Origin of the sequence: Enterococcus casseliflavus (genome assembly GCF_029215545.1) — a bacterium.
In the GTDB taxonomy this organism is placed as follows: domain Bacteria; phylum Bacillota; class Bacilli; order Lactobacillales; family Enterococcaceae; genus Enterococcus_D; species Enterococcus_D casseliflavus.
The window spans coordinates 1,861,528-1,876,009 of the sequence record NZ_CP119393.1 but is presented as its reverse complement, the minus strand read 5'-3'; the positions used below and the strand labels follow the sequence as shown (position 1 = coordinate 1,876,009).

The 14,482-nt window shown below is 36.8% G+C and carries 13 protein-coding genes; all 13 read left to right on the top strand.

Annotated elements, in window-relative coordinates; genetic code table 11:
- Positions 1 to 186: 186 nt before the first annotated feature.
- The gene (locus P0G38_RS09115) at positions 187 to 2,220 is read left to right on the top strand and encodes a glycosyl hydrolase 115 family protein (protein ID WP_420842490.1); all 2,034 of its coding nucleotides are present in this window, start codon (positions 187 to 189) and stop codon (positions 2,218 to 2,220) included.
- A gap of 380 nt (positions 2,221 to 2,600) precedes the next feature.
- On the top strand, positions 2,601 to 2,963 hold the full coding sequence (locus P0G38_RS09110; protein ID WP_074535920.1) for a DUF2620 domain-containing protein: 363 nt from the start codon (positions 2,601 to 2,603) through the stop codon (positions 2,961 to 2,963).
- A 24-nt stretch (positions 2,964 to 2,987) separates the two neighbouring features.
- Positions 2,988 to 4,304: a YhfT family protein gene (locus tag P0G38_RS09105; protein ID WP_086292346.1), complete on the top strand. Its 1,317-nt coding sequence runs from the start codon at positions 2,988 to 2,990 to the stop codon at positions 4,302 to 4,304.
- Between the two features lie 13 nt (positions 4,305 to 4,317).
- Positions 4,318 to 5,190, top strand: a complete 873-nt coding sequence (locus P0G38_RS09100; RefSeq protein WP_086295315.1) for a phosphotriesterase family protein — start codon at positions 4,318 to 4,320, stop codon at positions 5,188 to 5,190.
- A 10-nt stretch (positions 5,191 to 5,200) separates the two neighbouring features.
- Entirely contained in the window at positions 5,201 to 6,304 is a 1,104-nt protein-coding gene (locus P0G38_RS09095; RefSeq protein WP_086295316.1) for an aminotransferase class V-fold PLP-dependent enzyme, read from the top strand.
- Between the two features lie 4 nt (positions 6,305 to 6,308).
- Positions 6,309 to 7,232: a GntR family transcriptional regulator YhfZ gene (gene yhfZ, locus P0G38_RS09090; protein ID WP_086295318.1), complete on the top strand. Its 924-nt coding sequence runs from the start codon at positions 6,309 to 6,311 to the stop codon at positions 7,230 to 7,232.
- 105 nt (positions 7,233 to 7,337) lie between these two features.
- Complete coding sequence (locus P0G38_RS09085; protein ID WP_086295320.1) at positions 7,338 to 7,691, top strand: PRD domain-containing protein; 354 nt, start codon at positions 7,338 to 7,340, stop codon at positions 7,689 to 7,691.
- Between the two features lies 1 nt (position 7,692).
- On the top strand, positions 7,693 to 8,847 hold the full coding sequence (locus P0G38_RS09080; RefSeq protein WP_275850290.1) for a YhfX family PLP-dependent enzyme: 1,155 nt from the start codon (positions 7,693 to 7,695) through the stop codon (positions 8,845 to 8,847).
- Between the two features lie 4 nt (positions 8,848 to 8,851).
- Positions 8,852 to 10,066: a phosphopentomutase gene (locus P0G38_RS09075; protein WP_074535911.1), complete on the top strand. Its 1,215-nt coding sequence runs from the start codon at positions 8,852 to 8,854 to the stop codon at positions 10,064 to 10,066.
- Between the two features lie 60 nt (positions 10,067 to 10,126).
- Positions 10,127 to 11,161, top strand: coding sequence for an amidase family protein (locus P0G38_RS09070; protein ID WP_270276301.1), 1,035 nt, complete (start codon positions 10,127 to 10,129; stop codon positions 11,159 to 11,161).
- Between the two features lie 294 nt (positions 11,162 to 11,455).
- Positions 11,456 to 12,559, top strand: a complete 1,104-nt coding sequence (locus P0G38_RS09065; RefSeq protein ID WP_275850289.1) for a hypothetical protein — start codon at positions 11,456 to 11,458, stop codon at positions 12,557 to 12,559.
- Positions 12,556 to 13,755 (top strand): Tat pathway signal sequence domain protein, encoded by a 1,200-nt coding sequence (locus P0G38_RS09060; RefSeq protein ID WP_275850288.1) that lies wholly within the window; start codon positions 12,556 to 12,558, stop codon positions 13,753 to 13,755. Before P0G38_RS09065 ends, P0G38_RS09060 begins: the two co-directional genes overlap by 4 nt.
- The gene (locus P0G38_RS09055) at positions 13,749 to 14,450 is read left to right on the top strand and encodes an ABC transporter ATP-binding protein (RefSeq protein ID WP_015509658.1); all 702 of its coding nucleotides are present in this window, start codon (positions 13,749 to 13,751) and stop codon (positions 14,448 to 14,450) included. The genes P0G38_RS09060 and P0G38_RS09055 overlap by 7 nt, the downstream gene beginning before the upstream one ends.
- Positions 14,451 to 14,482: the final 32 nt, after the last annotated feature.

Genomic DNA, 14,482 nt, shown 5'->3' with positions numbered 1-14,482 from the left:
TCTATACTTGTAAACGATCTCAAAGTGTTTAAATGGGGATTATTAGAATGATTTTTAGAATGTGGTCCTATTTTTTCTAAGAGCGAATTGACTATCAAGTTATAGATAGAATATTAGTTACAGTACAGTAGTTGGATTCTCATTAGAGTTAAAATAATGAAAGAAAAAGATGAAACGGGGGATTACATGGAAACAACATTTTTCATTTCGAAAAATACTTCTGCCACGTCAAAACAGTTGAAAAATGAAGTGATTGGACATGCTTGCAAGATCTTGCAGCGTGACATTTTAACCGTTGTGACAGACACGAGGAAGGCAAATGAAATTGAATTGGTTTTACTTGATGGAAAAAATGAAACGGATGCTTTTCATATACTTTTCGTATCGCCAGATAAAGTAAAAGTGTGTGCTGAAACACCGTTAGGATTAATGTATGGGGTTCTTGAAATCTCTCAAAAAATTTTAGGTGTTCAACCCTTTTGGTATTTCATGGAGATTCCCCAAATAAAAAAGCCATTTATTGAATGGACAGGTTTTGACTTAACATTGCCTGATTTTGCAACGGACTATCGGGGCTGGTTCGTCAATGATGAGTTGCTGCTGGATCAATGGGAAGATAATGGTTCGAATGAATATGTATGGGAACGTCTTTATGAAACATTGTTACGTTTAGGCGGAAATGTCATCATTCCTGGAACAGATAAGAACAGTCATAGACATCGAGAAAGTGCGCAAGCGATGGGGTTGATCTATACACATCATCATGCCGAGCCACTAGGCGCTGAGATGTTTGCTAGAAGGTATCCTGGTTTGAAGGCTTCATACGAGGAACATTTTGCGTTGTTTCAGGAATTATGGAAAAAAGCCATACACGAGCAAAAAGGTACCAAGGTTATCTACACACTTGGTTTTCGCGGACAAGGAGATTGTCCTTTTTGGGCAGAAGATCTTGATCGACAGTGGTCAGCAGCGGAAAAAGCAGCAGTGATCAACGAAATCGTCCATCTGCAATATCATATGGTTAAAGAAGTCGATCCTCATGCAGTATGTTCAATGAACATTTATGGGGAGATGACGGAATTATTTAATCTTGGCTTACTTGAGCTTCCAGATGATGTGATTGAGATTTGGGCGGATAATGGTTATGGCAAAATGGTTTCTCGTAGACAAGAAAATCACGATCCACGAGATGAGGTGCTAACAAACACATCAAAACCAAATCAATCAAGAGGAATCTATTATCACGTTGCCTTTCATGATTTACAAGCATCTAATTTCTTGACGATCTTGCCTAATAGCCCAGAATTTGTTTCTAGAGAGTTAATGGCGGTTAGAGAAGTCAAGATGGATAAGTTTGTCTTAGTCAATACAGGCAACATAAAACCGCATATTTTGTTCTTACAAGAAATAGCGAATTTCTGGCGAGCAGATTATCAGTTACGAACCAATCAAGAGATAATTTCAGAGCATGTAACACAATATTATCAAAATCAGCAAGAAGAGATCCAAGCTGTCTATGAAGCTTACTTTGAAGCGATTATTCGCTATGGAACACATGAGGATCAAACCGCTGGGGACGAGTTTGCCTGTTATTTGATTCGAAAAATTATTCAATCCTGGCTCAAGCAAGAAACAAAAATTCCGAGGATAGAATGGTTGACGGGTGATCGGAAAAACAAGGAGCAAGTCACAGAAATTTTCTCTATGGTAGGAGAAAAGATAGCAGCCTGGGAGAATCTATTGCTGAGATGCCAGCAGATTACATTATCCCTTCAGGATAAACATGCACAAAATGCTCGCTTTTTTAATGATATTTACCTCTCAGTAGCCGTTCAATGCAAAACATTAAAAGCACTGCTCCATTTGTTAGACGCTTATCAGATGATTGATCGGGAAGAAATGGTCTTTGTATTTGTAAAAGTTTTCGATGCGTTAGAAGAAATCCATCAACTAATTCAAATACTGAAGGAAAATCCTAGTGATACATGGTATGATTTTTATGAAAATGATGGCTATACCAACCTAACATTGACAAAAGAGATGATCAAAAGTCTGTTGTCTTACATTCGCATCATTGGCGATGATCCAGATCAAGATCAGTGGGAGAGAAAATATATTATGGATCCCACTGAATCAAGAGTTATGTTGCTTTCAAATACTAAAAAAGCGCTGACGGATGAAAAGTTAGCAAGAAAAATCAGAGCAGCCTTAAGCTATTGAAATAAGTACTTTTAAAGATGCGAATAGACCTCTTTACATTTTTTTATTTATAAAGTTGCATTTTGTTTCTAGTTGCAAATAAAAACTACGACAACACAATAGTCAAAATTATACTGCCCCAAAAAATTCGAGAATAGAAATATAGGAATAAGTGACTAAGAGGAACAAAGAAACCTACTTTTTTTGGTGTGAATATACGCTAAGCGAAGTAGGTTTTTCATAAAACAGTTTTAAAAAAGGGCAGAGTTGAAACAAACTTTCATTCAAATGATTTTTAGAAAGGGCTTGCAATTGATTGTGTCTCCGGTTACAATCAATTTGTAATTATTGATTATTTATCAATATACAAAAAAATGTACATTCATAAGGAGGAAATTTTGATGAAAAAAATAGTTATCGGCGGTCAAATCGATAAGGACGAGGTGAAAGCATTAGTCGAAACGTTTGGTGATGATCAGTTCGAGATTGTTATCAAAAGTGATTTAGATGCTGCGATGGCAGTCAAAAATAAACAAGCTGACTATTACATTGGGGCATGTAATACTGGTGGTGGGGGTGCTCTGGCAATGGCATTAGCTTTATTAGGCCATGATAACTGTGTAACTGTTTCTATGCCTGGAAAAGTGATGCCGGAATCTGAAATAAGAGAACATGTCAGTTCAGGAAAAAAAGCTTTTGGATTTACCGCTCAGCATAAAGAAGCAGTAGTACCTATCATTATGGACGAACTAAAAAAACAATAGATTATATAATTTGGGGGAAAAGAGATGGAATCGTCGAAAATTGTTGAATTAATTGCTATTGCACTTTTAGGGGGACTTTGTGCAGTGTTAGCAAATAAGGGAATCGCTGTTTTTAATGACGGATTAAGGCCAATCATTCCGGAATTTTTAGAAGGAAAAATTGGTAAGAAAGAAATTGCAGCGACAAGTTTTGCTTTAAGTTTTGGATTAGTCATTGGATTTGGCATTCCTGTTTCAATAGGTGCATCTATTCTATTAGTCCATAGTGTATTATTAATGACAGATATTATCGGATCTTGGGCACCGGAAGGCAAAATCGGAGTTATTGTTGCTGCTAGTGTAGGAGCTATTTATGGTGTTGGATTAGTTATTGGGCTCCAAGCGGTTGTTGATCTCTTTGCAATGATGCCGGTGAACTTTATGGACTCACTTTCGCAAGTAGGTGCTCCTGTAGTTATTGGTTTTAGTATTTTTCCAGCGATTGCAATCGCTAGTCAACATGGATTCAAAAAAGGTGCGATTTCATTCAGCGCTACGCTTTTAACATTGTTTGTTGTAAAACGTTTTGGTACATTTGATTTAGGAAATGGCGCGACATTAACACTTAGTGCAGAAGGAATGTCCTTACTTGTTGGGATGCTCTTCATGATTGTTTATGCCATTCAAGTGAAAAGCGATGGTAGTAACTCAAATGAGAGCCTTGTAAGTGTATTTTTAGAACGTGTGAATCGTATTAAGAAGAACTGGTTATGGTTATCCGTTACAGGGGGCTTAGTGGCGGCATCAACAAGTTTGATGATTATTGCAGGTGATCCTATTTCATTAAATTTGCTTTCAGAAGGAAAAATGAGTGAAGCTGCATTAGCTGCTTTTGCTCGCGGAATTGGCTTCATTCCCTTAGTTTTTTCAACTGCAATCGTTACAGGTGTGTATAGCCCAGCTGGCACGACTTTTGTATTTGTCGCAGGAATCTTATTGAATGGTAATCCTCTTGTTGCTTTTCTAGTGGGTGCACTGCTAATGTTTGTTGAAGTACAATTGTTGACCTTAATGGCAAAAGCCCTTGACAAATTTCCAGGCATACGCGAAATGGGTGAACATATTCGTACAGCTATGAATAAAGTATTAGAAGTTGCTCTTTTAATTGGGGGAGCGATGGCATCTGAGCAAATTGCACCAGGAATAGGTTTTTTCTGGGTCATCGGTTTGATGCTTTTGAATAGAAAAGCGAAAAAGCCAGTCGTAGAATTAGCCGTGGGTCCTATTGCTGCAATCAGTTTAGGCGTTATTGTCAACATTTTGTATTTATTGGGATTATTCGCACCAATAGTTGCAAACTAGGAGGATTGAAGTGATGTTGTTAGACGGTATAACTTATATGCACGAACATACTACGATCGATCTTTCACGTTTGAAGAAAGATGATGATACGAACTTAAATTGTTTTGATGAGACTGTTTCAGAATACAAAAAATTGTATACTAAGGGAGTTCGTAATATAGTAGACCTGACAAATATGGACATGAGAAGAAATCCCAAATATGTTCAGCAAGTATCTGAGCTATCTAAAATCAATATTGTCCAAGCAACAGGATTTTACCAAGATAAATTTTTACCCGAATTTGTGACGTCAGCTACGATTGAAGAGTTGACTGATTTTATGGTAAATGAGATAGAAAATGGAATTGCGGAAACCAGTATCAAAGCACAACTTATCGGTGAAATAGGGACAAGTAAAAACCATATGACTGAACGAGAAAGAAAAATATTTATCGCTGCTGTCCTCACTCAAAAACATTGTAATGTTCCTATATCGACTCACACAACATTGGGAACCTTTGGCCATGAACAAGTAAACTTTTTTAAAGAGCATGGGGCTGATTTAAATAAAGTGGTGATTGGACACGTGGATTTGACCGGTAATAGTGATTATATTTTAAGAATGTTAGATCAAGGGGTATATGTAGAATTTGACACGATTGGAAAAGAGAACTATCAACCAGATCTGCTAAGAATAGAGATGCTAAAAGAGATTGAAAAACGTGGTTATCAAGACAAAGTATTTCTTTCAATGGATATTACTCGAAAGTCAAATTTAGCATATCGAGGTGGAATAGGGTATTCTTATTTATTGGATACATTTGTTCCACTTGCACTTGAAAATGGTTTATCTGAGAATTTTATCGATAAAATGCTACGAGATAATCCAAGAATATTTATGAATTAGGAGCGAAATTATGGAGACATTCCCTTTAGAAAGTTTGTCGATAGAAGAAGCGACTCAAATGCAGTTTCGCTTTGTAGATGCTATAACCAGAAACTTCTCAGGTGAAGAAATTCTAACACGAGGGGATCTTGGTGTTGTAAAAGGGTTAAATCAGCCGAGGACTACTCAAAAAGTTGAAAAGGTTTTGGCAGATTTTTTTAATGCTGAGGCTGCGATGCTTGTACGCGGTTCTGGTACGAATGCCATCAGGTTAGCATTATATTCTCTTTTAGGAACTAACAAAACTTTAATGGTTCATGATGCACCAATCTATCCTACGTCAAAAGTATCGATTGAGATGTTAGGATTAAAAACAATTTTTGCTGATTATAATCATCTCGAGGAAGTCAAAGAAAAACTTTTAAATAATAAAGTAGACGGAATATTGATTCAAGTAACAAGACAAAAATTTGATGATTCCTATGATTTAAAATCATTGATTGCCTTTATCCGAGCGTTTGATAAAACTATCCAGATCATTACTGATGATAATTATTCGGCTCTAAAAACTAAGGGGTTAGGTTCCGAATTCGGTGCCAATCTATCTTGTTTCTCTACGTTCAAATTGCTTGGTCCTGAAGGTATTGGTTGTATTGTTGGTGAAAAAAAAGCGATTCAACGCCTGAAGAATGACAACTATTCTGGTGGTGGGCAGGTTCAAGGTCATGAAGCAATAGACGTTTTAAAAGGATTGATCTATGCACCGGTCTCATTGGCTATATCAGCAAAAGTAAGTGAAGAGGTTTGTGGTCGAATCAATCAACAAGAAATTGGAGGGATTGAAAAAGCATTTCTAATCAATGCTCAGTCGAAGGTAATTGTCGTCAAATTAAAAAAGCCAATTGCAAAAAAAGTCATTGAACAAGCTACAAGTTTTGGTGCCTTACCCAATCCAGTAGGAGCAGAATCAAAATATGAGTTCTCTCCACTTGTCTATCGGGTTTCTGGCACATTTAGAGCAGCTGATCCAGATGCTGAACAATTCATGATTCGTATAAATCCCAATCGATCAGGTGCAGACACGATCATGCGGATTTTAAAACAGGCAATGGATGTTGTTGAAAAAGAGGTGTGAGTCTATGGGAGAAGAATTTTTAAAGAAAAAAGGAATCATAGTTAACTACTTAGCATCAGATCTTTTACAAAAGAAAAAGGGCGATCGAGTTCAGAGTGTTACGGAATATCAAAAGAAATATAAAGTAGCCAGAGGGACTGTTCAAAATGCTTGGAGTTTTTTAAAAGAGATTGATGCAATAAAAGTTAAAAGTCACGGTCACATGGGTACATTTATAGAAGAAATTAATTATAATATTTTGCAAGAATATGCGTTATCAGATACGATTCTCGGTACAATGACCTTACCATATTCACGTCTATATGAGGGATTAGCAACAGGAATATATGAAGCCTTCAAAGAAAATAAAATTAAATTAAATCTTGCATATATTCGAGGATCAAAAGAGCGTGTTCGATCAATCTTGAATAAAACGTATCGTTTTGCAATTGTTTCAAAATTTGCGGCAAATCAAGCAATAAAAAATGGAGAACCGATTGAAATCACATTGGACTTTGGACAACATACTTATCTTAGTGAGCATGTGTTGCTATTTAGGGACAAGAAAAAAAAGTCAATTGAAAAAGGGATGAAGATTGCTATTGACTATAGTTCCATTGACCAACAATTATTAACGAAAGCAGTCGTTAATGAGACACAAGTTGAATTTGTTGAAATGCAAGGGCATCAAATCGTATCTTCTTTACAAAATGGTAGTATTGATGCTGGGATCTGGAATTTTGATGAAATTAGAGATAAAAACCATCAAGGGCTCTATGCTGTTCCATTAGAAGGAAGTGAAATGGAGCAAGAAATGAGTACTTCCGTTATCATTACCCATACGGAAGAAACGTCTATGAAAGCATTCTTCCAAAAAAGCGTAGATAAAGAAAAAATTCTTGCTATTCAAAAAGAGGTTTGTGAAGGGCGTTTAATTCCTCAGTATTGATTTCATTTATAGCTGTATACCAAGGCAGGCAATCAGGAAACCTAGTTTCTTATCCATTGCTTGATAGAATATGTTTTTGTGTTTTGAGTGAAATAGGGGGATTAGATGATTAGAGAAAAATTAGCAATATTACTAAGTTCAAAAGTAATCGATGAAAATACTTATGAGTATGTTTTGCACGTATTAGATTATTTATTACAGCAAAAAATTATTGATAATGATAAAAAAGCGGATGTCTTTTTGACTCATCTAGCGATGGCAGACCAACGACGAAAGCAAAATGAGACGATAAATGACCTCGAATCTTTTATCAGTCAGGAAATCCAATCTGATCCAAAATTTCTTCACTCGAAAGAATTATGGCAGGATCTTCAAAGAATGACAAAAGGAAAGCAATTTGCTGAAGCTGAGCTTGATTACTTTTATCTTCATATCATCAATATGTTGAGGGAGGAATAACATGTTTTTGAATGTTACCATCCAAAGAAATCAAAAATTGGTTGACGCTGCAATCTCTCTCCATAAAGAAGGAAAAATACTTCCAGATACCTATGTCTTGGACCTTGATATGATTGAAAAAAATGCTGCAAGCTTAGCAGAAGATGCCAAGACACATGGAATAAACTTGTTTTATATGACCAAGCAATTTGGTCGCAACCCATTAGTTGCACAAAAGATACATGATTCGGGAATCAAAAAAGCGGTGGTCGTGGATTATAAAGAAGCATTGATTCTTATGGAACAAAATCTACCATTAGGAAATGTGGGTCATTTAGTTCAAATACCACGGAATCTTTTAACTAGAATCATGAATTACGGAACTGATTATATCACGGTTTATTCTTTGGAGGCGTTACAACAAATCATTCAAGCAGCTGAAGAGCTTACTATAAAACAAAAGATTCTAGTAAAAATCATTGAATCTGATGATCAGATTTACGAGGGGCAATTTGGTGGATTTCATTTAAACGAGTTATCTTCTATTGTTGAATTGGTCAGACAAACAGACCATGTGACCATTGAAGGTGTGACCTCTTTTCCTTGTTTCTTATTTGATGGCGAATCGAAGTTATTACCTACCAATAATGTGAAAACGATCCAGCATGCGAAAAAAATTTTTGAAGAGTTAGGGATCGTAATAAAAGAAGTGAATATTCCGTCAGCAACTTGTCACGAAACTATTCCTTTCATAAAAAAAATTGGGGGAACACAAGGCGAACCCGGACATGCACTTACTGGAACTACACCATTACATTCAAAGATGATGTTACCGGAACATCCAGCTATGGTTTATGTGAGCGAAATATCGCATAACTTAGATAATCATGCTTATTTTTATGGTGGTGGATATTATCGACGTGGACATCTTGACTCGGCCCTGATTGTAAGTTCGGAATCAGTTAAAAAAGACCGAGTTCGACCTTTTAGCAATGAAAATATTGATTATTATCTTTCAACAGAATCCACCCACCCTGTGGGAGCTACCGTTATCGCTGCATTTCGAACACAAATTTTTGTTACTAGAAGTGATGTAGCAGTTGTTTCAGGTATTCAAAATGGCTCGCCAAAAGTCGAAGGTATATATGATAGCCTTGGAAATATAGTTAGAAGGTGAAAAAATGGGGAAATTTGTTGTTATCGTTTTAGATAGTTTTGGCGTTGGCGCAATGGATGATGTTAAGGAGGTTCGACCTAGAGATCTAGGAAGCAACACTGCTGCACATATCATTGCCTCCAATCCGTCAATTAATATACCAACGTTGGAAAGCTTAGGTTTGATGAATGCTCTTGGTTTTGAGATAAAAAATCATAAATTTTCACCGACAGCAAATTATGGCACAGCTGACCTAGCACACTATGGAGCCGACTCATTCTTAGGACATCAAGAAATTATGGGCACAACACCTAAGATTCCATTGATTCAACCATTCAATCAAAAAATCGATGAAGTCGAAGCTAATCTGATAAAGTATGGTCATCAAGTTCGAAGAGTGGGTGAAAGCGGGACACAGATTTTAGTTGTAGATGAACTTGCAACGGTCGGTGATAACTTGGAAACAGATTATGGACAAGTTTATAATGTTTCAGCTTGTCTGGATTTGATCTCCTTTAATGACTTGGCAAAAATTGGGCATGTTGTAAGGGAAGTGGTTGAGGTTTCTAGAGTCATTACTTTTGGTGGTGAAAACATAACATTAAAAGACTTACTCGGAGCAAGAAAAACAAGGAATGGAGAAATTGCAGGAGTAGATGCTCCACAATCTGGCGTATATAATACTGGTTATCAAGTCGTTCATCTTGGATATGGTATTAATAAAAATGTTCAAACTCCCACAATCTTAGATCATGCAAATATCCCAGTTTCTTTTTTGGGCAAAGTCGCTGATATTATCCAGACGGATAGTAAACGCTTATTTCCAGGAGTTGATACAAATCGTCTTTTTGATGATTTGATCAATGAAGTGAAAACGCTTGATCATGGTTTTTTTGCGCTGAATATTCAAGAAACTGATTTGGCTGGTCATGCGGAAGATGTAAATCGTTATTCTGATCGTTTAGAAATTAGTGATAAACGAATCAAAGAATTGCTTCCATCCTTAAAAAGGGGGGATATCCTAATTGTTATGGCAGACCATGGGAACGATCCCACGATAGGGCACAGCAATCACACTCGAGAAAAGGTTCCTATATTGCTTTATAGTCCAGGTATCCATAATAAATATTTAGGAAATAGACAAACCCTTGCAGATGTTGGCGCAACTGTAGCAGATTACTTTAACGTTTCGCCTCCTCAAAATGGTCAGTCATTTTTGCCAGAATTATTTATTAATTAAATGTAATGGCTCGATTAATGGTAGTAAAACCAAAATCGAGCCTTTTAAGGAGTTTATAACATGGAGCAGAATAAAGTTCAAGAGTATTCCAAGCGAACAAGTTTAGCAATGGCAAATTTTTACAACTCCGTCATTAAAGTATTTCCCAATTGCATAGAGAAAATCAGTTCCTCTTCTGGATATTATATTGGACTGAAAGATTCTATAGTTTTCACATCTTTCTTTATAGATTTTTTGGAGAAAAATGGCTTCCATCTTCACACGATTGACAAAGCAAGTCATAAAGGAAGAGGGATAGATATAGATTTAAGAAATCCAATTACTGGTGGTGTAATGACTGGTTCATCGAGTGGAACAGCTGTGAACGTTTTTTTAGGTATTAATGATGTTGGAATCGGTACGGACGGAGGTGGTTCAGTTTTAGCTCCAGCAGCAGCTTTAAACTTAGTTGGTTATATCCATCCGGAAGTGGGGAAGAAAATGCTCAGTTTAGAAAAAATGGTAAAATCTTCAACAGATGGCATATCTTTCACACCATCCATCGGACTTATTAGTCGTGAGATAGATCTCATAAAGCAATTAGCACAAATCTTTACTGATCATAAGGACCAAGAAAAGACAGTAATTGTTGCTGTAGACTCAGAAATAAATAAGGATCTTTTATCAGTAGACATGGAGACTATGAAAATAATTACGAAGGATTTTTCCTATAAGTATCAAGAAAGTCGTAAAAAATTAATTGATGAAGTAGAACGATTGTTTTTAGATGTAGATATAATTATTTCGAAAGAAGGACCAATTGACATTTACGGTATTGGTGAAACACTCATCGGACATTTTGATGATCAGACGCGAGAAAATCAAATTGCTGGTAAAAAAGGATTTATCAGAGTTGTCAATATGTGTAATGCTATCGGGTTGATCGTTCCAACTACAAGTCTAGCTACTGGGTACTTAATAATCGGAAAGCCTCAATCAGGAATTGAGCAACAAATGTTTCATTTAGCAAAAAAACTTATCGCCAAAGAAGATAGATTGTTGAAGAATTATTTTCTCGATCATCATTCTTATTTTGACGATGGATATAATTTGTAAAACGAATATCTTTGAAATTATAGCAACGAGTCGAAATCCAATAAGATTTAGTCAAACCATTGACATTTATTTGTCTTTGGTTTTTTTCGTTCAAAATGTGTTGACTGATTAAATAGAAAATATTAAGGTTAAACTAGCTTTTTATATAAAATATAAATATGAAAGTTTTGAAATGTGATGAAAATGCTTTGGTTTATCTTTAACTTTAACTAAAAAATGGACTTAAATACATCAAACTTTTTGTAGAAAGTAGTGATGTTGAAGTTTATCTATGAAAATCATAAGGAGCGTCTTTTGAAAAACACCTTACTCTTTTACCTAAAATTAGAAACAAACAGCCTAAAGCATCGCTTTATAGTAGTATTTTTGCTGTTATTGCCGCTATTTTTTGTTTTCATTCAAAAAAATGTGACAGAAACAGTCGCAGCTATTGCTCAGGCACGACTATCATCTATCGATATCGCCTTGCAAAGTTATCAAAAAATTGATTTGACCGATGTAGAGAATACCGATGAGCGTTACCTTAGTCTTATCGATCAATCCAACGCTTTAGCAACCATGACACAATCTGCTATGTTAGAAAATCGCCAACGGTATCTATCTGCCAGCATAGATTATGGTGAAAAAATGGAAACGTTCTATGAGCAGTATGCCGCTGAAACTGACCAATCCCTGTTTCCAAAACAGGCAAAAGTGGTTCAAGAAACAAGTGAGTTCACACAAGTACTTGCCAAAAGCAAAGAATTTCATTGGAATCAGCAAGGATTCAGTGACTACTGGAAAACCGTCTTTTTACTCTATGGCGCACTACTTTTTTATTTGACTGTTTTCTGGTCAGCAGATCTTTTTCTTTCAGAAGTGAAACGACCGCAGTTTTCCAACAGCTTACCTTTTAGAAAACGAGACCGAATTTTTATTCCTATCATCATTCGACTGGCAATTTGCACCATAGGGACCAGCTTGTTTTTGATCAGTGCTGTTTTTTGTTCTTTCTTTTTTGATCATGTTGATTTTTCATATCCTTTTGCCTATTGGTTGCGGGAAATTCAAGCAGTTGAATTTCTTCTCTTTTTGCTCTTGTATTTTCTGATGACGATTGTCATCACTGGCTTTGTCATTTGTTTGACCTCGTTCATTTTTACTGTAACGAAAGACGTCTTACAAACCTGCTTACTTGCTAGTTTACTTGGGGCATTACCGCTGATTGTTCCTAGTCGGATCTGGCTGCTTACACCGTTTCAATTTCTGAATGTCTTCCAGCTGCTTCAAGGAGACTATGCTTTTGCCAGTGATTGGTCATTCTATTCTTTCTATTTCGCTCTGATCCTCTTGCTCATCTATACGGTCGCTCTTTTTTGGTTGACCACACAACGATTGAAAGGGGGATTAAGGAAATGACTATCTGGATGTTCGAATTAAAGCGACAGTTTCGCCAAAAAAGAACGTATGTCTCTTTTTTCCTGCTTTTCTTCTTAGGTGTCTACTATACGTTGCAGGTCGCATCCACTTTCGAGCCGATCGATAAAATCAATCGACCTGTTATCAGTACTAGAGTTGGGGAAAGGCAGACATTTCTAGAAAATACTACTGTGGATGAAAACACTCACTTTTATGTTCATTATGCGCTGAGTGTATTTCCGATTTGGAACAAATGGGATCAAATGCGATTAGCAGCGATCGATAATCATGATTGGCGGCAATACGCTGAAGCCACGAGTGAATGGTATCGGTTTTCTGACGAGCAGCTATTCGCAAACGATATTGGGGTTCTACGTTACGACATTCCTTATTATTTAAACAATAATCCGAATGCAAAAATCGATGGACATTACGACTATCAAAAAAATATCTTGAAATATCAGGAATTTGCCCGCTATGAGGGGGAGGTGACAGCACAAGCCTTGGAGGAAAAAACGGCTTTGCAGGCCTTGCTCAGAAGCAGTGAAACGATCTTGCCAATGGCTTTGCTTTTCTTTTTCATTTTAGGAATTAGTGATAGTTTTACACGGGACCAAAAACATGAGACACTGCTTGCGACATTTCCATTGCGCAAGTCTCGCAGATTTTTAGCCAAAGCTGCAGCTGGGTTAGCGTATGGGCTCAGCTTGCTTTTACCAGTCATGGCTTGCGTTTTTCTCTATAGCTTTACCCATGAAGTTGGGCGCTTAGATTATCCAGTGGCGGTTTATTGGACGAGTGGTATCGAAGTGAATTTTGGTTTATCGACGTTGGGAAATGTGTTGCTTCGTTGCCTTGCTCTCTATGTGTTGTTCCTGATTCTTGGTTTTCTATTTGCGTTTTTACTAAATAAGTGGTTTTCTTCCCAGATTATTAGTGCGATGTTTTCATTGCTGCTGCTTGTTTCCAGTAATTTTTATCTGGTTCGAGGTGGCGGAGCATACAATAGCTGGCATTTTTTCCCCACTTCTTTTGTTAGTATTGGGAAGGTCGTATTGGGGAGAAGCTGGTTTGATTATTATGATCCTCGGATGCGTTTTGATTTCGGAGTCAGGGTCTTATTAGCCTGGATCGTTAGTTTAACGGGTTTGCTTCTGCTTACCTATCTGATTGAAGGGAGACGAAAAAAATGTTGAGCATTCAGAATTTATCCGTCAATTTTGGAGATAAGCAGATCCTAAAAAATATTTCCTTTGAATTGCCAGAAAAGGCGATTATTGGTTTAGTAGCGCCAAATGGTACTGGCAAGACCACAATGATGAAAGCAATCCTGGGACAAGTACCGCGCTTTTCTGGCGAGATAACATTAAACGGCGAAGATTTCACTTCGCTAAAGAAAAAAAGCCGTTTATTAGAAAATGTATCTCTATTACCAGATCAAAGTGAATTGTTCGAGGAATTTACCGGTATTGAACATCTTGAGCTATACAAAAGTATTTGGAAGTCATCAAAGAAGGTTGAAACGATCATTGCTCTGCTACAAATGGAAGATTATGCAAAAAACCGCGTAGCGACCTATTCATTAGGCATGCGTCAGCGGCTCTGTTTTGCGATGCAAGTAATCGGGGATACGTCATATATGTTCATGGACGAAGTGATGAACGGACTGGATCCTACCAATGTTTTATTGGTTTCGACTATTTTGCAGCAGCTGGCTGCAGAAGGAAAAGCGATCATGGTTTCTTCTCATATTTTGTATAATTTGGAGGAGATCTCTCAGCAGATCTTATTTCTGAAAGATGGGGTTATGTTTGAATACAATGATCCTAAAAAATCATTGATGGAAAAATATCAGGAGATTTATGTGAAGGGCCAATTTTCTATCAACTAGCTCGTTATTGCCTGTAATAGCAGCGCACCAAC